The organism is Thalassolituus sp. ST750PaO-4 (assembly GCF_020320405.1).
Taxonomy (GTDB): Bacteria; Pseudomonadota; Gammaproteobacteria; order Pseudomonadales; family Oceanobacteraceae; genus Venatoribacter; species Venatoribacter alkanivorans.
This window is the reverse complement of sequence record NZ_JABVCB010000008.1, coordinates 488,896-514,315: the sequence shown is the minus strand read 5'-3', so window position 1 is coordinate 514,315 and position 25,420 is coordinate 488,896. Positions and strand designations below refer to the sequence as shown.

At 54.8% G+C, this 25,420-nt stretch carries 24 protein-coding genes and 1 tRNA gene; 18 read left to right on the top strand and 7 right to left on the bottom strand.

Translation table 11 applies throughout. The annotated features are described in order from the left end of the window. Positions 1-95: 95 nt before the first annotated feature. Genes HUF18_RS11885 through hemA form a run of 4 tightly spaced genes read right to left on the bottom strand, consistent with a single transcriptional unit; the run spans position 96 to position 4,117 of the window. Positions 96-872: a HesA/MoeB/ThiF family protein gene (locus HUF18_RS11885; RefSeq protein WP_225692336.1), complete on the bottom strand. Its 777-nt coding sequence runs from the start codon at positions 870-872 to the stop codon at positions 96-98. Continuing rightward, positions 873-1,742: a peptide chain release factor N(5)-glutamine methyltransferase gene (prmC, locus tag HUF18_RS11880; protein WP_274704267.1), complete on the bottom strand. Its 870-nt coding sequence runs from the start codon at positions 1,740-1,742 to the stop codon at positions 873-875. Next, positions 1,742-2,827 (bottom strand): peptide chain release factor 1, encoded by a 1,086-nt coding sequence (gene prfA / locus HUF18_RS11875; RefSeq protein ID WP_145469545.1) that lies wholly within the window; start codon positions 2,825-2,827, stop codon positions 1,742-1,744. Before prfA ends, prmC begins: the two co-directional genes overlap by 1 nt. A 3-nt stretch (positions 2,828-2,830) precedes the next feature. Further along, positions 2,831-4,117, bottom strand: a complete 1,287-nt coding sequence (hemA, locus tag HUF18_RS11870; RefSeq protein WP_225692335.1) for a glutamyl-tRNA reductase — start codon at positions 4,115-4,117, stop codon at positions 2,831-2,833. 264 nt (positions 4,118-4,381) lie between these two features. On the opposite strand from hemA, the gene HUF18_RS11865 reads away from it, so the two are divergent. The 12 genes from HUF18_RS11865 (at position 4,382) to HUF18_RS11810 (ending at position 16,649) form a co-directional block, all read left to right on the top strand. After that, positions 4,382-6,235: a tetratricopeptide repeat protein gene (locus tag HUF18_RS11865; protein ID WP_145469547.1), complete on the top strand. Its 1,854-nt coding sequence runs from the start codon at positions 4,382-4,384 to the stop codon at positions 6,233-6,235. A gap of 11 nt (positions 6,236-6,246) precedes the next feature. Continuing rightward, entirely contained in the window at positions 6,247-6,840 is a 594-nt protein-coding gene (gene lolB, locus HUF18_RS11860) for a lipoprotein insertase outer membrane protein LolB (protein ID WP_145469548.1), read from the top strand. Beyond that, positions 6,833-7,714, top strand: a complete 882-nt coding sequence (gene ispE / locus HUF18_RS11855) for a 4-(cytidine 5'-diphospho)-2-C-methyl-D-erythritol kinase (protein ID WP_145469549.1) — start codon at positions 6,833-6,835, stop codon at positions 7,712-7,714. The genes lolB and ispE overlap by 8 nt, the downstream gene beginning before the upstream one ends. Before the next feature lie 7 nt (positions 7,715-7,721). After that, positions 7,722-7,796 (top strand) — tRNA-Gln (locus HUF18_RS11850). Between the two features lie 47 nt (positions 7,797-7,843). Further along, positions 7,844-8,785: a ribose-phosphate pyrophosphokinase gene (locus HUF18_RS11845; RefSeq protein WP_145469550.1), complete on the top strand. Its 942-nt coding sequence runs from the start codon at positions 7,844-7,846 to the stop codon at positions 8,783-8,785. Positions 8,786-8,876: 91 nt separating this feature from the next. After that, positions 8,877-9,503, top strand: coding sequence for a 50S ribosomal protein L25/general stress protein Ctc (locus HUF18_RS11840; RefSeq protein ID WP_186435951.1), 627 nt, complete (start codon positions 8,877-8,879; stop codon positions 9,501-9,503). A 78-nt stretch (positions 9,504-9,581) separates the two neighbouring features. After that, complete coding sequence (gene pth, locus HUF18_RS11835) at positions 9,582-10,169, top strand: aminoacyl-tRNA hydrolase (RefSeq protein ID WP_225692334.1); 588 nt, start codon at positions 9,582-9,584, stop codon at positions 10,167-10,169. 57 nt (positions 10,170-10,226) lie between these two features. After that, complete coding sequence (gene ychF, locus HUF18_RS11830) at positions 10,227-11,318, top strand: redox-regulated ATPase YchF (protein WP_145469553.1); 1,092 nt, start codon at positions 10,227-10,229, stop codon at positions 11,316-11,318. A gap of 194 nt (positions 11,319-11,512) precedes the next feature. Beyond that, a complete protein-coding gene (locus tag HUF18_RS11825) occupies positions 11,513-14,323 on the top strand; it encodes a PKD domain-containing protein (protein WP_225692333.1) in 2,811 nt (936 codons plus the stop codon). A 144-nt stretch (positions 14,324-14,467) separates the two neighbouring features. Continuing rightward, a complete protein-coding gene (locus tag HUF18_RS11820; protein ID WP_225692332.1) occupies positions 14,468-15,718 on the top strand; it encodes a multidrug effflux MFS transporter in 1,251 nt (416 codons plus the stop codon). A gap of 70 nt (positions 15,719-15,788) precedes the next feature. Next, positions 15,789-16,382 (top strand): TetR/AcrR family transcriptional regulator, encoded by a 594-nt coding sequence (locus HUF18_RS11815; protein WP_225692331.1) that lies wholly within the window; start codon positions 15,789-15,791, stop codon positions 16,380-16,382. Positions 16,383-16,484: 102 nt separating this feature from the next. After that, positions 16,485-16,649 (top strand): hypothetical protein, encoded by a 165-nt coding sequence (locus HUF18_RS11810; RefSeq protein ID WP_186435952.1) that lies wholly within the window; start codon positions 16,485-16,487, stop codon positions 16,647-16,649. Positions 16,650-16,675: 26 nt separating this feature from the next. On the opposite strand, the gene HUF18_RS11805 is transcribed toward HUF18_RS11810, so the two are convergent. Next, entirely contained in the window at positions 16,676-17,272 is a 597-nt protein-coding gene (locus tag HUF18_RS11805; RefSeq protein ID WP_145469557.1) for a hypothetical protein, read from the bottom strand. 265 nt (positions 17,273-17,537) lie between these two features. Here HUF18_RS11805 and HUF18_RS11800 point away from each other — a divergent pair, with 265 nt between their 5' ends. Further along, the gene (locus HUF18_RS11800; RefSeq protein WP_225692330.1) at positions 17,538-18,485 is read left to right on the top strand and encodes a hypothetical protein; all 948 of its coding nucleotides are present in this window, start codon (positions 17,538-17,540) and stop codon (positions 18,483-18,485) included. An 81-nt stretch (positions 18,486-18,566) separates the two neighbouring features. Here HUF18_RS11800 and HUF18_RS11795 read toward each other — a convergent pair whose 3' ends face one another. Then, positions 18,567-18,911: a DUF1820 family protein gene (locus HUF18_RS11795; RefSeq protein ID WP_225692329.1), complete on the bottom strand. Its 345-nt coding sequence runs from the start codon at positions 18,909-18,911 to the stop codon at positions 18,567-18,569. A gap of 181 nt (positions 18,912-19,092) precedes the next feature. Here HUF18_RS11795 and miaB point away from each other — a divergent pair, with 181 nt between their 5' ends. The 5 genes from miaB (at position 19,093) to lnt (ending at position 24,526) form a co-directional block, all read left to right on the top strand. Next, the gene (miaB, locus tag HUF18_RS11790) at positions 19,093-20,442 is read left to right on the top strand and encodes a tRNA (N6-isopentenyl adenosine(37)-C2)-methylthiotransferase MiaB (protein ID WP_145469560.1); all 1,350 of its coding nucleotides are present in this window, start codon (positions 19,093-19,095) and stop codon (positions 20,440-20,442) included. A gap of 71 nt (positions 20,443-20,513) precedes the next feature. Next, complete coding sequence (locus HUF18_RS11785; protein WP_436317749.1) at positions 20,514-21,623, top strand: PhoH family protein; 1,110 nt, start codon at positions 20,514-20,516, stop codon at positions 21,621-21,623. Continuing rightward, positions 21,620-22,099 (top strand): rRNA maturation RNase YbeY, encoded by a 480-nt coding sequence (gene ybeY / locus HUF18_RS11780; protein ID WP_225692328.1) that lies wholly within the window; start codon positions 21,620-21,622, stop codon positions 22,097-22,099. Before HUF18_RS11785 ends, ybeY begins: the two co-directional genes overlap by 4 nt. After that, positions 22,096-22,938: an HlyC/CorC family transporter gene (locus tag HUF18_RS11775; RefSeq protein WP_145469563.1), complete on the top strand. Its 843-nt coding sequence runs from the start codon at positions 22,096-22,098 to the stop codon at positions 22,936-22,938. The genes ybeY and HUF18_RS11775 overlap by 4 nt, the downstream gene beginning before the upstream one ends. A 43-nt stretch (positions 22,939-22,981) precedes the next feature. Beyond that, a complete protein-coding gene (lnt, locus tag HUF18_RS11770; RefSeq protein ID WP_225692327.1) occupies positions 22,982-24,526 on the top strand; it encodes an apolipoprotein N-acyltransferase in 1,545 nt (514 codons plus the stop codon). On the opposite strand, the gene HUF18_RS11765 is transcribed toward lnt, so the two are convergent. Beyond that, entirely contained in the window at positions 24,467-25,270 is an 804-nt protein-coding gene (locus HUF18_RS11765; RefSeq protein ID WP_225692326.1) for a FadR/GntR family transcriptional regulator, read from the bottom strand. The two genes, lnt and HUF18_RS11765, sit on opposite strands and share 60 nt — an antisense overlap. Positions 25,271-25,420 lie beyond the last annotated feature (150 nt).

Genomic DNA, 25,420 nt, shown 5'->3' with positions numbered 1-25,420 from the left:
GAATTCACAGAGAATTTCAACCGCTGCTGCAGGTAGCGACCAGCGCAGAAAGCAAGACAAAAAACACCGGGTGACAGATTTGTCGGAAGGAAGCGTCAGTTCTGGCAGTCGGAACAGGAAGGATTGCGGCTGATACCCCAGCGCCGCCACTCGCCCTGTAGAGCATCGAAGGTCAGCAAACGGCCACTCAGGCTTTCGCCAATGCCCGCCAACACTTTCAGTGCCTCCAGTGCCTGCATGGCGCCAATAACCCCCACCAGCGGTGACAACACGCCACTTTCGGCACAACTGAGCTGCTGGTCATCCAGGCTGGGGTACAGGCAGCGATAGCAGGGAGCATCAGCCTGACGTGGATCAAACAGCGTGATCTGACCATTCAGCCCAACCGCCGCGCCCGAAACCCAGGGTACAGAGTGCGCGATACAGGCGCGATTCAACGCATAGCGCACGTTACTGTTATCACTGCAGTCGATGACCAGATCCACTTTCACCCGGTCTTCCTGCGCGTCACCCGCGGCGGACAGTTGCGCCATCAGCCAGTCAGCATCGGCACGCAGAGCGTGAGTGACCACCTGCACATCCGGATTTAACCGCTGCACTTCGGCCGCGGCGGATTCCACTTTCAGCAGGCCAATATCAGCACTGCCATGGGCGGTCTGACGCTGCAGATTCGACAGCTCAACACGGTCATCGTCGACCAGACTGAGACGACCAACACCGCTGGCCGCCAGATATTGCAGCACCGGGCAGCCAAGACCACCGAGGCCGATAATCATCACATGGGCATCGAGCAGCGCCTGCTGCCCGTCAATATCCAGCTGCGGTAACAGAAAATGGCGCGAGTAACGCAGTAACTGCTGATCGTTCATCATTTATCCCAACACCTGCTGCGGCCAGCGGCCACCACTGATGCGCGGCTGCCCACCGAGGTCGCGGCGATTGCTTACCTCAGCAAAACCACGTGCGCGCAATAACTCACACACCGCATCCGCCTGCTGATAACCGTGCTCCAGCAATAACCAGCCATTGGCGCGCAGAAAGTCCGGTGCACGGTCAATAATCAGCGCCAGATCACTCAGGCCATGGTTATCAGCCACCAGTGCGGAGTGTGGTTCAAAGCGCACATCGCCCTGCGCCAGATGTTCATCGTCTTCATCTATATAGGGGGGATTGCTGACGATCAGATCGAAATCGCCACTGACGGCGCTGTACCAGTCGGACTGAGCAAAAGCCACCCGTTCCAGCTGGTTACGGACGGCATTGCTCTGCGCCAGCGCCACGGCATCAGCATTAAAATCAACGCCGGATACCAGCCAGGAAGGTTGCTCCGACGCCAGCGCCAAAGCAATCGCGCCGGTGCCTGTGCCTAAATCGAGCACCCGGCTGTTGGCTGGCAAAGGTAATTCCAGTGCCCATTCCACCAGAGTTTCGGTGTCAGCGCGGGGAATTAAGGTTGAAGGGTTCACATTCAGATTAAGCGACCAGAAATCGCGCTCACCCAGCAGATAGGCCACCGGCTCTCCGGCCAGACGCCGCGCCAGTAAGGCATCCGCTGCCTGCTGCTGTTCTGCGCTTAATGGCCGGTCAGACCAGGTGTAAAGCCAGGTACGGCTCTGCTGCAGCACGTGGGCCAGCAGCAATTCGGCATCCAGCCGGGCGCTGTCGGAGCCGGCTTCCAGCTGCGTCCGCGCCTCAGCTAACCAGGCTTCAATGCTCAGCACGGATGCCGGATCAGAGATCATCAGCCGCCTGCCATCTCAGCCAGCAGATTGGCCTGATGCTCGCGGATTAACGGCTCAATCACCGGCGTCAGATCGCCCTGCACAATTTCGTCGAGCTTATACAGCGTCAGGTTGATGCGGTGATCGGTAACCCGGCCCTGCGGATAGTTATAGGTACGGATACGCTCTGAGCGGTCACCGGAACCAACCAGACTTTTGCGCGTCGCCGCCTGCTCTGCCTGGGCGGCCTGACGCTGGGCGTCGCGCAACCGGGTCGCCAGCACCGCCAGCGCCTTGGCGCGGTTTTTATGCTGCGAACGCTCATCCTGACATTCCACCACCAGCCCGGTTGGCAGGTGCGTAACGCGGATGGCCGAGTCGGTTTTGTTAATGTGCTGACCACCGGCACCGGAGGCGCGGAAGGTGTCAATGCGCAGATCGTTCTTGTTGATGTCGATTTCTTCTTCGCTCTCAACTTCCGGCATCACCGCCACGGTACAGGCCGAGGTATGAATACGGCCCTGACTTTCAGTCTCGGGTACCCGCTGCACCCGGTGCGCGCCGGATTCAAACTTCAGCTGTGAATACACATCGGTGCCGGAGATGCGGGTAATCACCTCTTTAAAGCCACCGTGCTCACCTTCGCTGGCACTCATCAGTTCGGTGCGCCAGCCACGGGTTTCGGCATAACGGGTGTACATACGGTACAGATCGCCGGCAAAGATCGCGGCTTCGTCACCGCCGGTACCGGCACGGATTTCGACAATCACGTTGCGGCCATCGTCCGGATCTTTCGGCAACAGCAGAATTTCCAGCTCATGCGCCAGCTGCTGCAGACGCTCGCCGGCGGCCTGCTCTTCTTCCTCACCCATGGCGCGCATATCCGGATCAGGATCGGCGGCCAGGGCTTTGGCTTCTGCCAGATCGGCGCCGGCCTGCTCGTAATCGCTGTAGGTCTGGGCGATCACTTCGAGATCGGCGTATTCCTTCGACAGCTTGCGGAAACGATCCTGATCGTTGGCCGCATCCGGCTCAGACAGCAGGTGTCCGACCTCTTCATAACGGTCGCGCAGGTGTTCGAGTTTATTCAGAATCGAGCTTTTCATGGTTTATTCGGTATCAGCAGAGGAGGATGGCGCCGCAGGGCTGTTCAGGCTGAACAGTTCGCGGGTCCAGTCGAGCACTTCCAGACGGCCTTCAGCACCGGCTTTGCGCAGCGCAGTGGTCGGTGCATGCAGCACCTTATTGCTGAAGGTATGGGCAAACTGGCGCAACACTTTTTCTGCGTCGGCACCGTTTTCAAGTTGTTTCAGCGCTTTGCTGAGCTGTTCTTCACGCAGCTCATCAATACTGCTGCGCAGATCGGTCAGGGTCTGCACCGCATCCAGCGCTTTCAGCTCGCGCATAAAATGGTCGACGCCGGAGAGAATCAGCTCTTCGGCCTGACGCGCGGCGTCTTCACGTGAGCGAACGTTTTCTTCGATGATGCTGCGCAGATCGTCTACCGAATACAGATAGACATCCGACAGCTCACCAACTTCTTCTTCGATATCGCGCGGTACGGCGATATCGACCATAAACATCGGCTTATGACGGCGTTTTTTCAGCGCTTTCTCGACCATGCCCTTGCCCAGAATCGGCAACGGGCTGGCGGTGGATGAAATGACGATGTCAGCACGTGGCAGCACATTGGGAATATCTTCCAGCAGCACCGCTTCGGCATGAAATTCCTGCGCCAGGTTCTGCGCCCGCGCCAGAGTGCGGTTGGCAACAATAATATCGCGCACGCCGGCCTGATACAGATGACGGGCCACCAGTTCGATGGTTTCGCCGGCACCAATCAGCAGCGCGCGGCTGTTGGCCATATCAGCAAAGATATGCTGTGCCATACGCACCGCAGCAAAGGCGACCGACACCGGGTTTTCACCGATGGCAGTATCGGTACGTACGCGCTTGGCAATGGAAAAGGTCTGGCGGAACAGGCGCCCTAACTCAGAACCGACGGTGCCGGCTTCCTGCGCCACGGCAAAGGCCGATTTCATCTGGCCGAGAATCTGCGGCTCGCCCAGCACCAGCGAATCCAGACCACTGGCAACACGCATGGTGTGCTGCACCGCCTGCTCGCTGGTCAGGCAATAGAGGGCTGAATCGAGATCGCGGCGGTCAATATGATGATGACGGACCAGCCAGTCGACGATCACCTCTTCGCGCAATTCATCAGCCGAGCAGTAAATTTCGGTACGGTTACAGGTCGACAGGATCACCACTTCAGACACAGGGTCCAGAGCCTGCACTTCGCCCAACACCGCCGGCATAGACGCCGGATCGAAGGCAACACGCTCGCGCACAGCAACCGGTGCTGTTTTATGGTTAATCCCCAGTGCCCAAATACCCATGTCGACTGACGCTGCTCCCGCTTTCAAACTGCTCCGCTGACGATCATCAGCGGCGGAGTGCCTGACCTGCCCAAAAAACGCCAAGCGTACTGCAACTAAGCAGTCGCTTTGCACGTCACAGCAGGTGGCGGCTATGCAAAAGCGGGGATTATAAACATCTGGCCGCGGCTTTGCCGCTGAAATCTTTGACTTAAATCGCTATCTGACCCTAAATAGCATGCGCTATCTCATACTGGCATCCGAATCATCAGGTCTTCTCTTTATATGTTTTTTTACATCCGTGAGTCCCGCCGTACCTCTTCTGAGCGCCCGCCGCTGCCTGTTTTCTTACGTACAGGTCTTTGGCTGGCGCCGCTGTTTTCGGCGCTGATCGTCCTTCCGGGCTGCGCCAGTTTCGGCACCTCACCGGCAGCGGATCAGCAACAAAGCGTTCCGGCTGATAACACCCAGCCACAAAGTATTCACTATAAAACCACCCCGCCTACCGGCACCTCAGCTGAACCGGTCTACCGCCCGATTCCTGCAGCCACACTGTATTCCCTGCTGGTTGCGGAAATGGCCGGCCAGCGCCAGCGCTTTGATATTTCGCTCTACAACTATATGGATCAGGCCCGTACCACCCGTGATCCGGCCATTGCCGAACGTGCTGCCCGTATCGCCCAGTATGTTGGCAGCGACACCCACGCCATTGAAGCCGTTGCCATCTGGCTGGAAGAAGAGCCCGAAAACCCCGCGGCTCACCAGGCGGCAGCCCAGCTATTGATGGAACAGGGCCAGTTCAGCCAGGCACTGGAACATCTGGAGATATTGCAGGATCTTGCCGGCATCAGTCAGTTTGACTATCTGGCCGCGAATGCCGGACAGCTACCGGAGGAACAACAACAGGCTTTGCTGGCGAAGTTTCAGCTTCTTTCCAACAAATACCCGGAGAATGCTTCTGTCTGGTACGCACGCGGCATCATGGAACAACACCTGCGCCTCTATCCGGAAGCATTGCTGCATATAGATGAAGCGCTGAAACGTAATCCGGCGTATCTGAGTGCCGCCCTGCAGAAAGCACGCATACTGGTGCTGCTGCAACGTTCTGATGACGCTATCGACTGGCTTGAGGATATTCACGAAGACTACCCGGAGCATAAAGGTATCCAGGTTCTGCATGCCCGCATCCTGCTCGAGCAGCGTAAAATGGACAGTGCCCGCGATGCCTTTGCCAAGCTGCACAAAAATTTTCCCGAAGATTCTGCCATATTGCTGTCACTGGCCCTGCTGGAAGAAGAACTGGGCCAGCGTGAACAGGCGCGGGAGCATCTGTATCAACTGCTGGCCAACCAGTCGCATACAGACGAAGCCCACTTTTATCTGGGTAAAATTGCTCAGGAAGAAGAAGACTACGACACCGCCATTGAGCAGTACGCTCAGGTCAGCAGTGGCCGTGAATTTCTCGCGGCTCACCTGAAAGCTTCTTATCTGCTGAATGATACCCAGGGGATTGATGCCGCCCGCAGTTATCTGAATGACCTGCGCGGAGATTTTCCACAACACTCAAGCGAACTGGTACGGATCGAGGTCGACCTGTTATCCGCTGCCGGTCAGCCGGAAGACGCCATGGTACTCATCAGCCAGGCACTGAGCGTTGCACCGGAAGACATCAATCTTCTTTATACCCGCGCTATGCTGGCTGAACGTCTGGGGGATCTGAATAAACTGGAGCAGGATCTGCGCACGGTTATCCGCCTCAGACCAGACCATGCCGAAGCCCTGAATGCACTGGGCTACACCCTCGCCGACCGTACCGACCGCTGGGCTGAAGCTCTGCCGTTAATTGAGCGTGCACTGGAACTGACACCGGAAAATCCGGCGGTTATCGACAGTCTGGGCTGGATCTACTTCCGCATGGGCAATATCGAACGCGCCCGTCCACTGCTGAAAAAAGCTTTCGATATGATGAAAGACCATGAAATTGCCGCCCACTATGGTGAACTGTTATGGCTCAGCGGTGATCAGAATGAAGCGCGCGACATATGGCTGCAGGGGCTGGAACAAACCCCTGACAGCGAGATTATTCTGCGTACCCTGCAACGCCTGGACATTGATCCGGAAAGCCTGAGCCAGAATTGACCAGACCTGCCATGACCATCAGAACCACGCTTACAACACTGCTCCTGCTGACGCTGCTCAGCGGCTGCAGCAGCCTGCTGCCGAAGCCAGAAGGCGGCAAACAGAACCTGCAAAGCAGCCTCAATCACCTGCAACAGTGGCAGGTGCGCGGTAAATTATCGGTAACCTCACCCGATGACAGCGTTACCGGCTACCTGACCTGGGAACAGGATAAACAAAGCTACGATCTGTTTATTTCCGGCCCCTTCGGTTCCGGCGCTTCCCGTCTGCAGGGTAATGCCCGCCAGGCTGAGCTGACATTACCCGGTTGGGACAAACCACAGCGCGCGCGCACTCCCGAGCAACTGATGCTGGCTCATATGGGCTGGAATTTTCCGGTTACCGACATCCGCTACTGGGTAAAAGGCCAGGCCAGCCCCAACGCAGCGGCAACCGGCAAGTACGATGAGCATGGCCTGCTCACGCATCTGCAACAGCATGGCTGGGATATCCGTTTCTCCCGCTACCAGCAGCATGGCGATTACTGGCTGCCCGGCCTGATTAAAATATCCGGCCACGATTTCCGTTTTGTATTTTCGATCAAAGAGTGGACTGTTAATGGCTGAACTGCCTGAAAACACTGGCTGGCTGAGCGTACCAGCGCCGGCCAAACTGAACCTGATGCTGCACATCACCGGGCGCCGGGATGACGGCTACCACAACCTGCAGACTCTGTTTCAGTTCGTTGACTATGGTGATGAGCTGCACTTTAAATTACGCAACGATGGCGACCTGACACTGAGCCCGGCCATTGAAGGTGTCGACTTCGAAGACAATCTGATCATCCGCGCCGCCCGCCTGCTGCAAAAAAAATCTGAAAAAACATCCGGAAAAACACTGGGTGCCGATATCCGGCTGGATAAAAAATTGCCCATGGGTGGCGGTCTTGGCGGTGGAAGTTCTGATGCAGCAACGACCCTGCTGGCATTGAATCAGCTATGGAATCTGCAACTGTCTTTCGACGAACTGGCGTCACTCGGACTCACTCTCGGAGCCGACGTTCCAGTGTTTGTGCGGGGTGAAGCGGCCTTTGCCGAAGGCGTGGGGGAGATACTGACCCCGGTACCGGAGCTGGACGAACCCTGGTATCTGGTGGTGTGCCCGCAAGTCCATGTTAATACAGGAAAAATTTTTTCACATAAGGGTTTGACAAGGGATACGGACCCCATTAATATTCGCACCGCGCTGAGGCAAGGGGGCAGAAATGACTGCCAGGCAATAGTCTCAATGTTGTATCCAGAAGTTGGTAACACATTGAATTTGCTAAATAAATTTTCCTTTGCTAAGATGACGGGCACTGGAGCTTGTATATTCTCAAGCTTCGGCTCTGAAACAGAAGCCATCAGTGTTTCTGCGCAGTTACCGGCCGAATATAAAGTCTTTGTGGCTAAGGGTGTTAACCAATCCCCTGCACATAAGGTATTATTCGGACCGTCTTAAAAGTTGCTGGGGTGTCGCCAAGTGGTAAGGCAACGGGTTTTGATCCCGTCATTCGTAGGTTCGAGTCCTACCACCTCAGCCAATTCTCTTTCCTTCCATCATTGAACAATTACATCAAAGGGGACAACTGTGTCTAAGTTGATGGTTTTTACCGGTAACGCTAACCCGGAGCTCGCTAAGCTCGTTGTTGAGCGTCTCGATATTCCCCTTGGCGAAGCCACTGTTGGCAAGTTCAGTGATGGTGAAATAACCATCGAAATCAATGAGAACGTGCGTGGTAAGGATGTGTTTATCATCCAGCCTACCTGTGCACCGACTAACGATAACCTGATGGAAATCCTGCTGATGGCCGATGGCCTGCGCCGCGCATCAGCCAGCCGTATCACTGCGGTTGTTCCCTACTTCGGTTATGCCCGCCAGGATCGTCGTCCGCGTTCTGCCCGTGTACCTATCAGTGCCCGTGCAGTTGCCGACATGATGTCGACTGCCGGCATCGACCGCGTTCTGACCGTTGACCTGCACGCTGACCAGATTCAGGGCTTCTTCGATGTTCCTGTTGATAACGTCTACGGCTCTCCGGTACTGATTGATGACCTTGAGCGTCAGGCTTACGAAGACCTGATCGTTGTATCTCCGGACATCGGCGGTGTTGTTCGTGCCCGCGCAATCGCTAAGCAGCTGAACGTTGACCTGGCGATCATCGACAAACGTCGTCCAAAAGCCAACGTTTCTGAAGTTATGCATATTATCGGTGATGTTTCCGGCCGTACCTGTGTACTGGTTGATGACATGGTAGATACCGCCGGCACCCTGTGCCACGCAGCCAAAGCTCTGAAAGAGTTCGGTGCGAAAAAAGTTGTCGCCTACTGTACACATCCTGTACTATCCGGCCCCGCTGTTGAGCGTCTGGCCAGTGCTGAACTGGATGAGCTGGTTGTTACCGACACCATCCCGCTGTCTGAAGCTGCTAAATCCATTGGCCGCATCCGCCAACTGACCATTGCTGGTCTGCTGGCTGAAGCTGTACGCCGGGTAAATAACGAAGAATCCATCAGTGCGATGTTTCGTTAAGCCATAACAGCATACAAAACGATTTTTCGGGCCGTTTGAGCTGGTCGCAAGCTCAAACGGCTTTTTATGTCAAAACCATGAGGAAATACCCATGTCAGAATTTAATCTGTCAGCTGAACTTCGCGAAGATGCGGGGAAAGGTGCGAGCCGCCGCCTGCGTCGCGAAAACGCCGTACCAGCCATCGTTTACGGTGGTAAAGCCGGTGGTAACGATCGCAAGCCACAAGCCATCGTTCTGAAAGCTAACGAGCTGAACAAAGTACTGGAAAACGAAGCGTTCTACAGCAGCGTGATCACCCTGACTATCGGTGAAAAAGCCGAGCAGGTTGTTCTGAAAGATCTGCAGCGTCACCCATCCAAAGCTCTGATCTGGCACGCTGACTTCCTGCGTGTAAGCAAAACCACCAAGATCAAAGCTCACGTACCTCTGCACTTCATCAATGAAGAAAGCTGCGTAGGCGTGAAAACCGGTGGTGGCAAGATCGCTCACCAGCTGACCAGTCTGGACATCATCTGTAACGCTGGCGACCTGCCTGAGTTCATCGAAGTAGATCTGGCCAACGTTGAAGCTGGCTCCGTGATCCATCTGTCTGATCTGAAACTGCCAAAAGGCGTTGAGTCTCTGGCTCTGTCTCACGGCCCAGAGCACGACACTTCTGTTGTTACTGTTATCGCTCCTAAAGGCGGCGACAGCGAAGAAGAAGCAGCTGCCGAGTAATTCCGGTTGCTGTAGCAAAAAAGCGGGGCTGGTCCCCGCTTTTTTATTGGTGATTCTTTATCATCGGATATCGACATCATGTCTGACCCTATTCAATTGATCGTAGGCCTGGGCAACCCCGGCGCCGAATACGAGCATACCCGTCACAATGCGGGCGCCTGGCTGGTTGAACGCCTGGCGCAGAACGAACGCATCAGTCTCAGCCCGGACAAAAAATTCTCCGGTCGCGCCGGTAAAGGCCGCCTCGGCGGGCAGGATTGCTGGTTGCTGATTCCCACGACTTTTATGAACCTCAGCGGACAGGCCGTACAGGCGCTGGCCAACTTTTATAAGCTGAAACCGGAACAGATTCTGGTGGTTCATGACGAGCTGGACTTACCTCCCGGCACAGCCAAATTCAAATTTGGCGGCGGTCACGGTGGCCAGAATGGCCTGCGCGATATCATCAGCAAGCTTGGCAACAATCAGAATTTTCACCGCCTGCGTATCGGTATTGGTCATCCTGGTGACAAATCCCAGGTCACCGGCCATGTACTGGGCCGCGCCAGCAAGAGCGACCAGCAGGCCATTGATGCGGTGATCGATGAAGCCTTACGCGTTCTGCCCGATGCACTGGGCGGCGACCTGGCCAAAGCCATGAATCGACTTCATTCATTTAAAGGGTAAAATACCCGCCAAATTTTAACGCTGTTACGGCAGCAGTACGGATCACAGGATACTTTTATGGGCTTTAAATGCGGTATCGTTGGCTTACCCAACGTCGGCAAATCCACACTGTTCAATGCACTGACCAAATCCGGTATTGCCGCCGAGAACTTTCCGTTCTGTACCATTGAACCCAACTCCGGTGTGGTTGCCATGCCTGACAAGCGCCTGGATGAACTGGCGACCATCGTAAAACCTGAGCGTGTTGTGCCAACCTCAATGGAGTTTGTGGACATTGCAGGTCTGGTTGCCGGCGCGTCCAAAGGTGAAGGCCTGGGCAACCAGTTCCTCGCCAATATCCGCGAAACCGACGCCATCGCCCACGTTGTGCGCTGCTTCGAAGACGACAACGTGATCCACGTTGCCAACCGTGTCAGCCCGGCCGACGACATCGACATCATCAATACCGAACTGGTACTGGCCGATCTGGAATCCTGTGAGAAGCAGCTGCAGCGCATTACCCGCGTTGCCAAAGGTGGTGATAAAGACGCCATTGCGCAGAAAGCACTGCTGGAACGTCTGATCCCGCATTTCGAACAGGGCAAAACCGCCCGCATGCTGGAACTGAACGATGACGAGCGCAAGCTGGCGCGCACCTTCCACCTGCTGACCATCAAGCCAACCATGTACATCGCTAACGTGGCGGAAGACGGCTTTGAAAATAACCCGCACCTCGATGTGGTACGTGGTATTGCCGAGTCAGAAGGCGCCTCCGTTGTGGTGGTCTGCAACAAGATCGAAGCCGAAATTTCCGAGCTGGACGATGAAGACAAACTCGAATTCCTGCAGGAAATGGGCATGGAAGAACCGGGGCTGGATCGTGTAATCCGTTCCGGTTACGAGTTGCTGGGTCTGCAGACTTACTTCACCGCCGGTGTGAAAGAAGTACGCGCCTGGACCATCAAAATCGGTGATACCGCACCACGCGCGGCTGCCGCGATTCACACCGACTTTGAACGTGGTTTTATCCGTGCCGAAGTGATTGGTTATAACGACTTTATCCAGTACAAAGGCGAAGCCGGTGCCAAAGAAGCCGGTAAATGGCGTCTGGAAGGTAAAGAGTACATCGTTAAAGACGGCGATGTAGTGCACTTCCGCTTTAATGTGTGAAGCCTGACAGGAAAAACTCCTGCACACATATACTGCAAAGAATAAAAGCGCCTCAGGGCGCTTTTTTATTATCTGCAGCAATATAGGCCAACCTGAATCAACCATCTGGGCAATCCGGTGGATGACTGTCGCACTTTACCCAAATCTCTCACTATACTCTTTCAACTGAAACTTAAGTCGACCCGGAGCCCTGCATGAAATTGCATCCCCTCGCATCGTCTATCTCTCTGTTGTTAGCAGCATCACTCGCCGCCTGTAGCGGCTCAAGTACCAGTTCCAGTGACGAACCCAGCGATAACGGTTCAGGTGGCGATGGCCAGGCCGGCGAAGCAGTGACTGTTGAACGTGTCAGCCTGACAGGCCTCGCCGTCAAAGGAACCGTCATAGGTGCCAAGGCGGAACTCTTCCGTCTGATCAATGGAAATATTGAAGAGGCAGCATTCGCAACCGGCGCAACCGATTTGGAAGGTCGCTACAATCTGACAGCAACCTCAGAAGAGGCTTATAACGGCCCAGCTCTGGTAAAAATAAGCTGGCAGGAAGGCGCTGAAATGATCTGCGATGCCAGCTCCGGTTGTGGTGATTACCCTGTTATTCCTGACGACCGCAATACGAATAATCCCGGCTCCGCAGCCATCGACTTCGGTGAAACCTTCGATCTGGCTACCGACTTTGAAATGTCCGCCCTGCTGCCCTCGATCAGCACTTCATCCCTGGAAGACAACAGCTATACCGCCAACATCACGTCACTGACACACATCGCTGCCCAATACAGTGCCGCTCAGAGTGATGTTAACGCGGATCTGATACGCCGCCTGAATAACCGGGTACGGCAACTGTTCGGACTGAGTGCAGATAAAGTCGGCGCCGTGGATCTTCTGCTGACCTCCCCTCTGGATCCGACCTCAGCACAGAACAGCGATGATCCATCCGGCATCGCCTATGGTCTGATAACCGCCGCCCTCGCCGAGCTGGCCGGGCAGCGTGGTGAAAGCATCCAGCAGGTGCTCAGCACTTTTGCCCAGAATTTTACCGCCAATGGTGGTCAGCTCTACTGGAACGGCACCGATACCGGTGAGCTGAATATTGCCGCTATTCTCGCCGCTGCCAATGCCGTTGCTGCGGCTAACGGTAATGTTCCGGGAACCATCACCACCGGCCTCAGCAACCAGAAAGACAGTGCCGATAGCAACAGCGGTGTCAGTAATATTAATCCGCCGGAAATTGATGCCGGCGCAGACCTGAGCGCCACACCGAATCAGGCCGGCGTAACACTGACCGGCAACCTGATCAGTGGCACGAATCTCACCTACCAATGGACTCAGGTATCCGGCACTCCCGTCAGCCTGAATACTCCCACGGCCTTAACCACCAGTTTCACTGCCCCACAAGCCAGCGGCGATCTGGTTTTTGCTCTGCGCGCCAAGGATGCTGCAGGCTACGATGACATAGACAGGGTTACAGTAAAAATCCGGGCCGCAGCCGGGGCCGCAGCCGCTCTGGCCGGTAATTACCGGATTTATATTCCTAACCAGATGTTCAGCAGCAGCGCTTTCAGTAATCAGCAGACGGAGTTTGATTTTGATCTGAATCTGGTTTCCGGACTGAGTGTAACGGCGTCGGCCAGTGATCCATCCGCCTTCAGCTTAAACATCAAAGGTTCGGCCGAAAGCTGGCGGCTGGAAAACCGTTATCCCTACGGCAGTTTCTTTAACGGCCCCGGCAGTGCAGCCCAGTCTGTTACGGACGGACAACTGGTACCACAAGTCGATAGTGAAAACTTTACCCTGGACGGCAAGGTCGATGCTCAGGGCGTGATTACTATCAACGATCCAACCTCGGTTGAACAGGATACGGATGGTCAGGGTAATGAAGTTGTCCGTTACGATTACTCCAACATCCTGACCTTTATGCCCGTCGATACCGGCAGCTACCTGGCGCTGAATATGAACCACAGCGAAGGCTTTGCTGCCAAGGCTGACGGCAGTGCTGATACCAGCCAGCTAAGGTACCGTGACTTTGATGTCGAAAACCTGCTGCTTGTTAAGAACAGCGGCAACTTCAGCCAGGACAGTTTCCAGAACGATTATGGGGTGATTGTCCTGTCTCAGGCGACGGATGAAACCTTTGCACATGCGCTGGTCTCAGAGCTGCAGCGCTGGAACATCACGAAAGACAGTGGTACGCCGTCCGTCATCACCGCCACCATGGAGTCTGACCCCGGCCTCAGTGGTTCCGGCCGGGTTGGCAGTCGTTACAGTCATGACATAGAACTGTCTGGCGGCGTCTACTCTGAGAGTCTTGGCAGCTTTTCCGTTCTCTCAGGCGAAGAATCTCCCAGCAATGATCCGCAGACTCCTGCCAGTGAACGCCAGGCAATTTTTGCTATCGACGGCAGCAAGAGCGGACAATTCCGTATTCCAAGCAGCCTTTCAGCAGCCCTGTTGCCTGACGGTGGTAATGCCATTATGGAAGGGATAGCGACTCCCAATGGAGCGTTATTTATGTCGACATTAATGGGGACAACATCCAAAGGAAGCTATAACAGCACACCGGTAAAAACCCTGGTCAATGAGCGCTATATTGGTCTGGCCATCGACAACTCGACCCTCATAGCGGCTGACTTTACCGGTAAAACCTATGAATTGCGCGGCGTTGAATACGCTGTTGATGCCAATGACCGTGGTTCTTCCGCCAATATGATCCGCGGCACCCTGAGCTTTGGCAGCACTCCGGCAGCGCCGGTGGTTACGGTCAATAACCAAGAGGTCAGACTACGTAATACCAACTTCACCGTTGTCCGCAGCAGCGAAGACTATAGCTCCAGTGATGACCCGCTGGCGGCTGAGTTCGGCTCGGCCTCCGCCATAAAACTGTACGACAGCGAAACAACACTGGACGGTTATGTCAGTGCCAATGGCAAGCTGGTACTACTACGCCTGCTTAACACCACAGAAAGCGATCGTGGTGCACACGGTTTCCTGATCGGGCGCCTGATTGAATAATCGCAACACTCTGCAGTAAAGCCATATAAGGGCCTTCCACGGAAGGCCCTTGTTATGTCCGCCGACAGATAACCTGAACAATCCGTTCCACCCCGCCTCTCACTGTAGCAAGGCATTAGGGCTAAAATACTCATTCTGCAGACCATGTCTGACATTATCTTCGCCGAGCAGCGCCCGGCAGCCTCTATCGGTAACACTATGCCCGCACTTACACTGCCACTTCCTCTGCTGTTGGCCTTGCTGACAGCACTTTCTCCTTTGGCCATTGATATGTATCTTCCGGCGATGGAGGCAATGGCCGGCGATCTGCAAACCAGCATCCACCTGGTGGAGTTATCCGTCAGCAGTTACCTGCTGGGCTTTGCACTTGGTCAGCTCGGTGGCGGACCTCTGTCTGACCGCTACGGCCGCCGTCCCCTGATCATCACCGGCCTGATTCTGTTTGCCCTCAGCAGCGCTGCACTGATGCTGACAACTTCGCTTGAGGCACTGCTGGCACTGCGCTTCCTTCAGGCCATCGGCGGTGGGCTGGCAACGGTTAATTCCAGCGCCATCGTCCGTGACCGTTTTCAGGGGGCGGATGTCGCCAAAACCTTATCACTGGTGTCCATGATTATGATGCTGGCACCGCTGGTAGCGCCGATGCTCGGCGCCCTGACCTTATCCTTTGCCGGCTGGCGCACCATTTTTCAGACACTGACCATCTATGCGGTGCTGGTACTGATCATTCTCGTCTGGCAGCTGGAAGAAAGTCATCCGCCACACAAACGTCAGCAACGTCTGCCAGTGCGTGACTACCTGCGGGTCATCAGACATGTCCGTGCTCGCCGCTTTATTCTGGCTCAGGCACTGGCATCCACTGGCATGTTTGTCTTTATTACCGCCTCGCCTTACCTGTATCTGGATTACTTTGAGCAGGATGCCGAACACTTCCCCTGGTTGTTTGGCGCCAACGTTCTGACCATGATGGCAATGAACCGCCTGAATATACTGCTGCTGCGCCGTTTCGACAGCCAGCAGATACTCAGGGCCGGACTCAGTCTGCAACTGAGTAGTGCGCTGCTGCTGGTTCTGCTGTTTAGCGCATATCCCCAGCAGGCCTCATTGTCCCTGACCTTGCCTTTAATGATGCTGTTTATTGGCTCACTCGGCCTGATTTCAGCCAATGCCACGGCAACCATCCTGCATTATTTCCGTGATATCAGTGCAACAGCCACTGCTCTGACCGGCGTCAGTGTTTTCTGCAGTGGCGCTTTGTTTGGCCTCATCTGGGGCCACCTGCATAACGGCACACCACTGCCGATGATGGCGGTCATGCTGTGCACGGCACTGCTGGCCAATCTGGCGCTGTGCCGCATTCCGGCAGAGCAGAGTGACGCGGTTACAACATCCTGATTATGAGAACAACAGACTGGTGCATCAGTGGGACAAATCTGACTTGTCTGCGCGCCGGAAGAGGAACAGAATGAACGTTCAGTCCGAAACACGAAAGAACATGGATAAACGCCAGCAAATTCTGGAAGCCACCGCCGATCTGATTGCAGAGCAGGGATTACACTCCTGCCCTATGGCGATGGTCGCAAAGCATGCCTGTTGCGGTGCTGGTACCATCTACCGCTATTTCGAGACCAAAGAAGAATTAGTGCAGCAGTTGTTTCTGCATCTGACCGAAGTAATGGCGAGCCACTGTATGACCGGCTATGACGAAAGTGCCTGTATCAAGAAAAGGTTTTATAGCTTCTGGGGAAATTTTTACCGTTACATGCGTGAGCATCCCAGAGACCGAGCCCTGATGGAACAGCTGTCAGCCTCGCCAGCCATCAGTGAGCTGCAACGGGAAAAAGCACTGGAGCCGATGAACAAAGCGCTGACCCGGCTGCTGGCCGAGGGCAAAAGCCAGATGCTGATCAAAGACCTGCCGGATGAAATCATCACCACCATGACTTTCGGCAGTCTGACCATGATGGCCAAGAAACAACAGCTGTCACCGCAGATGTTTCCACAGGCGGTGAAAGCCGAAGATTTGCTGAATCTGTGCTGGGACGCCATCAAAGCGTAACCACAGGATGAACAAAACAGGCCCACAAGGCCTTTTTTTAAACGCCAGACCCTGAATGAACGTTCACTCTCGTTGATTCAAATCTAACTAAGGAGACATATCATGTCGAACAGCTTACCTCAGGCGTCAGAATCAACCACCACGATGCCAGCCAGTGCCGCAATGACACCAGCAGTACGTAACAGCGGCAGTGATTTTTATTCCATGCTGACTCAGCTGACTCTGACCCAGAAGCGCAACCGCGCCACCGCACGACAGAGCGCCTGAGTACCACGATCCGGGCGAGCCATCAGTTAATGAATGATGGCATCTTCGCCCAGATCGGCCTCCGCAAAAGACGCCGGTAATACACACAGACGATTCACCATCAGCAGACTGTGGTCCGGAATCAGCAGCTGGTCGTTATCCATCAGCGCATCCAGCAGCACACAGGTTGCATCAATCGAATCCAGTCCGACGATAATCGCCAGGGCAAAGCCATATTTGGTATTGAGCGCCACCAGATCCCCAACTTCCAGTTCTTCCCGCTCGGTAATAATATCGTCACCTACCAGCTCATCGGTCGGCCACGGCGTTTTAAAACGTGCCAGCGCAACCAGCTGCACGATCCCCTGAATCACTCCATCGCTGATATCTACCTCAATGTCCCCCTCTTCTTCCGGTTCCATAAGGCGATCAAGCAGACTCATAAACAGATCGGAGTCTTCTTCTGACCAGCGAAGGTCGACAGGATGATGGCTGCTGCGATTGGAACGGAAACTGACTTCGGTGGGAAATTCTGCCGGATCTTCACCGGCGGTACCGGCAGGCATTAACAGGCTTACGGCTTCGAAACCGCTCTGGTCCTGATCACTGATACGCCAAAACAAGGGTTGCATCTCTGCATTCATAGGGATCACTCCGTATTCACCATGATTAAATGGAGCCTGCGTGGCAATGAGTCTGACGGACCTCCCTTATGCTTGGCTATATCCGTTATATAGCAGGGCTGCATGATAGTGACAAGACGCAGCCGTACAATAACGCCGGGCAGTGATGACAAATGCTGTATTTACCCTTTGGCACCGATTACGCCGTAAACGTTCAGTCAGCGTGAAAAATGGTGTTAACATCAGGATCTAATAACAAACACTGACAGAACCCCGGGGAATTACCATGTATCCACTGTTTACCCGCACCCTGCTCACCGGCTGCGGTTTGTTACTGCTGTCCGGCTGCGCCACGCCAATCGCTAACTTTGATGCCATCAGTCTCGATGCCAAGCGCGACGCAGCCATGGCCGACGAATCTGCATCACGCACCATTCAGCACGCACAATCCAAAATTGAGCTGGGTAAAAGCGAAAACCTGCGTTTTTACGCCCCCCGTCATCTTGAGCAGGCGCAGAAACAATTACTGGAAGCACAGGAAATGCTGACCAGCGGCGAACCTGATGGCGTGGTAAAAACCGTTGCCATGACCTCGCTGAAAACCGTTGAGGCCGGCCTGAATGTAAAAAAAGATATTCTCAAACAGCTGAAGCCAACCCTGGATCACCGTCAGGTACTGAAAGATATCAAGGCCGATCAGTACTTCCCGGCCGACTATCTGGCCATTGAAGACGAGCTGGTAAAACTGATTGACCTGATGGAAGACCATCAGACCATCAAAGCCGATGCCAGACAGAAACTGCTGTTAGCCGAGATGCACCGCGTTGAGGTGGCTACGATTGAATACATTCAGCTGCAGCCGGTAAAAGACCATCTGGAGCGAATCAAAAACAAAGGTGGCGCTTCTGTTGCCCCGATCAGCTGGGATACCGCGCAGAAATCCCTGCTGCAGGCTCAGGCTTTAATCAGCAAAACACCGCGTGCCAAGGGGGCCATCGCCAAGGCGACCGTAGCTGCCACAAAAGCCGCTCAGCATGCCGAAGTGATCACCAACCTGAGTAACGAAATCCTGGATGCCAGCAAAGATGACGCCGAAGCCATTGCCCTGCGCATGGAACGCTGGCTGTACCGCATCAGCGTGGCACTCAAACATGAAGACATCCGTCACCTGCCGCTGGATCAACAGGCCGGCGAATATGCAGCGTCAATTGAAGCCCTGATGCGTAACCGTTAATCCGGCCGCATTAACTCTGGCCACTGGCCACAAAAAAGCCCGGAAACCCGGGCTTTTTTCTGCACTATTGCCGCTCAGATTTTACTCGTCTTCGTCACGCGGTGGCAGAAAACGGGTCGGAAAGTGCGAAATATTCGAACCTTCACCCTTACTGATTTTCGGGCTGCCTTCTTTTTCCACCTCATCAATGCGCACGATGCAATGCATCGGGATAAAGGTGCGTTTTACATCGGCAAAGGTGGCTTTCAGCTTCTCGGCATCCGGATCAACCACCAGAGAAGAACGCTCACCAAAGAGCAGCTGCTCCACCTCAATAAAACCATGCAGATCGCTCTGATAGATGTAGCGGGCGTAAATTTCGACCACATCGCCCTGCTGCTGATACACAATACGGTAAGTCGGTTCCTGCTTGTCTTTACTGCTCATGGTGCCTGCTTGTCGACCTTAAATGCCGGTTAAAGCACCGGACAAAGAAAAAGAGAGCAATTGTAACACGGGCGGGCAAGACAGGATGCAGACAGCCGACGGATACTGGTGACTAACTGAGCAGGGACAGTATAATGTCGCCCCTTTTGTATAAACCGCTGACGAGGCCGGAAACTCCCTCATGACTGACCAGGTGAAAAAGCTGTACATCAAGACCCACGGTTGCCAGATGAATGAGTACGATTCTTCACGCATGGCCGACATGCTGGGCGAAAGTCATAAGATGGAGCTGACCGATAACCCGGAAGAAGCGGACGTTATTCTGCTCAATACCTGCTCGATCCGTGAAAAAGCCCAGGAAAAAGTGTTCCATGAGCTGGGTCGCTGGAAAGGCCTGAAGACCAAGAATCCGGATCTGAAAATCGGCGTCGGCGGTTGCGTCGCCTCACAGGAAGGCGATGCCATCATCAAGCGTGCTCCATTCGTGGATATGGTGTTCGGCCCGCAGACCCTGCACCGTCTGCCGGATATGGTGAACAAGGCCAGCAACGCCATCCAGGTGGTGGACGTTACCTTCCCTGAAATCGAAAAATTCGATCATCTGCCGACCCCGAAAGTAGAAGGCTGTTCTGCCTTTGTCTCGATCATGGAAGGCTGTTCCAAATACTGTACTTTCTGTGTCGTGCCTTACACCCGCGGCGAAGAAGTCAGCCGTCCGCTGGCCGATGTGCTGAAAGAAGTTCAGGCGCTGGCCGATCAGGGCGTACGTGAAGTTAACCTGCTGGGTCAGAACGTTAACGCCTACCGCGGTGACACCAGCGATGGCGAAGTGGCCGATCTGGCGGAGCTGATTACTCTGGTGGCCGATATCGACGGCATCGACCGTATCCGTTTCACCACCTCGCATCCGCTGGAATTCAGTGACAGCCTGATCAACGTGTACGCCGAAGTGCCGGAACTGGTCAGCCACCTGCATCTGCCGGTACAGAGCGGCTCCAACCGCATTCTGGCGGCCATGAAACGTGGCCATGAAATCGATATGTACATCGATAAAATCGAACGTATCAAAGCACTGCGTCCGGACATTTCGATTTCTTCAGACTTTATCGTCGGCTTCCCGGGTGAAACCGCCGAAGATTTCGAAGACACCATGAACCTGATCAACCGTATCGGCTTCGACACCTCCTTCAGCTTCATTTACAGTGCGCGTCCGGGAACACCGGCCGCCAATCTGGAAGATGACACCCCGGAAGAGCTGAAGAAACAGCGTCTGCAGATTCTGCAGGCCCGTATCGTGCAGCATGCGCAGCAGATCAGCCGCCGCATGGTAGGCCGTGAAGAAACCATTCTGGTTACCGGCGTATCACGTAAAGATCCGGGCGAATTACAGGGCCGTACCGAAAACAACCGGGTGGTGAACTTCAAGGCCGACGATCACAGCCTGATCGGCAAATTCGTTAAAGTCAGCATCGAAGATGCGTACCCGAACAGTTTGCGTGGCATCCTGCTCAATCCAGAGTTAGCCTACTAACCTCATTCGTGATTTATGTGGCCAGGTCAGAGCCGGGCCACATAAACAAAAGTCCACAGAGAGAGTTCTCATTGACCCGCAAAGATACTGAGCAACCAGAATCCATTGAACCTGTCCAGTCTGCCGAGGCTGAAGCAGCCACACCAAACCGCCACAGCACCAGCTTTGCACTGGAACCTGATGATGCACAGCGTCTGGCCAATCTGTGCGGCCATTTTGACAGCCATATCGAGCAGATTGCCGACCACTTCGAGCTGGAAATCTACAACCGCGGTAATAAATTCACCATCGAAGGTAAGGTGAAGCTGGCACAGCGTGCCGCCCTGCTGATTCAGCGCCTGTACCGCGAAACCGCCAATGGCACGCCGATCACGCCGGATCTGATCCATCTGTTGTTGCAGGAAGACGGCAGCGAGCAGGCCGCCGGACGTAAAGCCAAATCCGATTACGACAGCCGCACCATTAAAACGCCACAGGCCATCATCAAGCCGCGCGGTCCGCACCAGCTTGACTACCTGCAGCGCGTGCGTGAGTTTGATATCAATTTCGGCGTAGGCCCGGCCGGTACCGGTAAAACCTTCCTCGCCGTTGCCGCCGCCGTCGAAGCACTGCAGCGTGACGAAGTAAAACGTATTCTGCTGGTACGTCCTGCGGTTGAAGCCGGTGAAAAACTGGGCTTCCTGCCCGGCGATCTGGCACAGAAAATCGACCCTTATCTGCGCCCGCTGTACGACGCGCTCTATGAAATGCTGGGTTTTGAACAGGTTGCCCGCCTGCTGGAACGCAATGTGATTGAAATTGCACCGCTGGCCTATATGCGTGGCCGTACCCTCAGCCACTCGTTTGTGATCCTCGACGAATCGCAGAACACCACCAAAGAACAGATGAAGATGTTCCTCACCCGTGTTGGCTTTGGCTCCAAAGCGGTGATCACCGGTGACGTTACTCAGGTCGACCTGCCACGTGGCGTCTACTCCGGCCTGAAGCACGGTCTGGAAGTGCTCGATGGCGTTCCCGGTATTGGCATTACCCGCTTTACCAACGCCGACGTGGTTCGCCATCCGCTGGTACAGCGGATCGTTGATGCCTATGACCGCTTCGACGAAAAAGAAAAGCAGGCCGACGAAGAACGTAAGGCCGCCCGTCTGGCTGCACAGCAGAACGACGAGGATGCGGTATGAACCTGTTGCTTGATGTGCAGCTTGCCGACGAACTGGAAGGCTATCAGGCCTGGCTGCCCGGCGAAGAACAGCTGCAACTCTGGGCAAGCGCCGCGCTGAGCGGCCGCACCGATTTCGCCGAGCCGGAACTGACGATTCGTCTGGTCGCAGAAGAAGAAAGCCAGGAACTGAACAACGAGTACCGTGGCAAAGACAAACCCACCAATGTGCTGTCTTTCCCTTTTGAAGCGCCACCGCAGGTACCGATCGAACTGTTGGGCGATCTGATCATCTGCGCTCAGGTGGTACAGCAGGAAAGTGAAGAACAGCGTAAAGCCGCCGAAGCTCACTGGGCCCACATGGTCGTGCATGGCTGCTTGCATTTGCTGGGGTACGACCATATAAAGGACGACGAAGCAGAAGTTATGGAAGACCTGGAACGCCAGATTATGGCCGGACTGGGATTCCCTGATCCTTATCCAGATGAGGCACCATGAGCGAAGACCGATCGGGCCAGCATCGTAGCTGGCTGGAAAGACTGACTGATTTATTCTCCGACGACCCGCAAAGCCGTCAGGACATCAAGGTTATTGTGCGCGAGGCTGCCGAGCGCAGCATTGTCGATAACGAAACCCTCAATATTCTCGAAGGCGCTCTGCAGGTATCTGAAATGCAGGTGCGGGACATTATGATTCCGCGCTCGCAGATGACTTCCATCAACGTCAACGATTCGCTCAAAGATTATCTGCCGCAGATCATCGAATCTGCGCATTCACGTTTCCCGGTGATGGGTGAAGGCCAGGACGAAGTGCTGGGCATTATGCTGGCCAAAGACCTGCTGCCATTAATCCTTAACGAAAATCGTGAAGAATTCCGCCTGAAAGAGGTGTTACGCCCAACAACCTTCGTTCCGGAAAGTAAGCGCCTGAATGTGCTGCTGCGTGAATTCCGTGCAACCCGCAATCATATGGCGATTGTGGTCGATGAATTTGGTGGAGTTGCCGGTCTGGTTACCATCGAAGACGTGCTTGAACAGATTGTCGGTGACATTGAAGACGAACACGACTTCGATGAAGAAGACAGCATGATCAAAGAAGTGGAAGACGGCATCACCATGGTCAAAGCCCTGACCCCGGTGGACGACTTCAATGAACACTTCAGTGCACGTTTTCCGGACGATGAATTCGATACCATTGGCGGCATTGTGGTACATCACTTTGGCCGGGTGCCGGAATGCAATGAAAGCATCCGCATCGAACAATGGCAGTTCAAGGTGGTCAACGGTACCAGCCGACAGATCAACCTGCTGGAAGTAACGCCCATCGACGCCGGCTGAGCCGGCGCATTAACCCTCACACATCTAATAATCAGGTAAAGCTATGGCAGGCTGGGCTGCGCGGGCGTTGTTATTGTTGGCGGGTGCGCTGTTTCCACTCGCCCTGGCTCCCCTTTTCTGGTGGCCGCTTGGCCTGTTAAGTATTGCGGTGTTCGTGCATTTTCTGTTGCAGACGGACAATGCACGTTCTGCCTTTGCCACCGCCTGGTGGTTCAGTCTGGGAAAATTCTCGGTCGGCATTTCCTGGATTTACGTCAGCATGCACGACCACGGCGGAACACCTGCAGTACTCGCCGTGCTGATGATCGGCCTGTTTGCCGCCTTTCTCGCCACCTTCCCCGGTTTCTGGTTTGCCCTGCGCCAGCGCTTTCTCGGCCAGAGTCTGGCCTGGCTGACGATTCCGGTATTCTGGTTTCTGCACGAATGGTTCCGCAGCTGGTTTATGACCGGCTTCCCCTGGCTGTTTGCCGGTGATGCCCACCTCGGCAGCTGGCTGTCCGGCTGGGCACCGGTATTCGGCAGCTATGGTTTATCGTTTATCTGCGTTCTGACCGTGACCGCACTCTACCGTTTCTGGCAGACACATCAGCCGGCATTCCTCGCCGTGCTGCTGCTATGGCCGGCCGGCCTGTTGTTACAGCAACAGGACTGGACCCATAAAACCGGTGAGCTGACCGTCAGCGCGGTACAGGGCAATATTCCGCAGGATCAGAAGTGGCTGCGCGAGTCCATCAGCCCGACTATCAACGCCTACTTCCAGCAAACCAGCGAACACTGGGACAGTGATCTGGTTTTATGGCCGGAAACCGCCATGACGCTGCTACTCGATCAGTTCCAGCCTTATATGGATGATATGGCGATTGAAGCACAGGAAACTGGCACTACAGTGATCACCGGCATTCCCTACCGCTATCCCCGTGGCCACGAACTGGCCGGACAGTTTCATAACAGCGTGATCGCTTTCGGCAACGGCGAAGGCATTTATCACAAACAGAATCTGGTGCCGTTCGGTGAGTATGTTCCCCTGCAGGCGCTGATTCGCGGACTGATTCCGTTTTTTGATCTGGATATGTCCAGCTTCCTGCATGGGCCGGCGAATCAGCCACTGCTGAAAGTCGGTAAGCATTCAGAAAGCACAGAAGAGCTGTATCTGGTCGCACCTTATATCTGCTACGAAATTGCCTATCCACAGCTGGTCAGCCGTATGGCACAGGATGCCGATTTTCTGATTACCGTCAGCAACGATGCCTGGTTCGGCGACTCTCTGGGACCGAAACAGCATATGGCGCTGGCGCAGATGCGCGCGCTGGAAACCGGACGCTGGCTGCTGCGTTCGACCAATACCGGCATTACCGCACTGGTCGATAACAAAGGCCGGATGATGTCACGTTTGCCTTATGAACAAAGGGCGACCCTGACCGGAACCGCAGAAATGCGTCAGGGCAAAACGCCTTATATGATCTGGGAGTTGTGGCCGCTGTATATCCTGAGCCTGCTGATTATCAGCGCAGCCCTGTGGCTGCGCCGTTCAGGCAGAACCCGTGAGATGGCGCAGGCTGATGATATTGCGCCCATTGTGGAGCGGTGAACGCAATAATCTCGGCTGCTCCGGGATGTTATTCAGGTGCTCACGTAACGGTTTAGTCAGGGTATCGATGTACTGTTGATACTGCTGAATCATCTCTTCCAGCCGGTAATCCCCCTGCTGGGTGCGCATCAGCATCTGCACCTGATGATCCAGATGAGCACGCACATCAATCTGTTCAAACAATTTCTGGGTCAGCAAGCTGCGGATGCGGCGGGAGCTGGTTGATGAGGCCTGCAGCACCAGATTGCCGGTTGCTGTCATAATAGTGTCGATCATCTCCACTTCCAGATCAGCCAGTTCACTCATCGGCACTCCCTCGTTCAGCCCCTGATACATACGCTGTACCAGCTGCGGAATAACCGCATCCTCCGGGCTTCCTCCGGAGCGCTCACGTTTCTCCAGCGCCAGGCGAATAGCCGTCGGAATCGCGCGGTTAAATAATTCCAGACCAGCCAGCAACAGTTCACCGCCCAGCTCCAGCTCCGGTATGCGGTACAGGTTATCAAGAAAATCCAGCCCCATATCGCGGCGCACATCACCCACGCGGATACCTGAGCCCTGCACGCTGCGCACAGCATTCATACGCCCCAAAGTACGCAAAGCCATGCGCAAAGATGTACGGTCAACGTCGAGATATTCAGCCAGCTGGCGTTCAGGCGGCAGCTTTTCGCCCGCCTGCAGATCGCCGGTAAAAATAAGGGCGATCAGCAGATCAGCAATCTGATCCGGTAGGGTTTTGCTCATTATTCTTATACTTATTTTGATCGGTTGGTGAGTCTGTCACAGCTCCGCGGAGCTGACCGGCTCAGTCTGGCTAAAATCCGGCAGCGGTGCAATAGCCAGCACATCAAGTAACTGACCAGATCTTTACTTGCGCATCTGCAGATCCTGAAC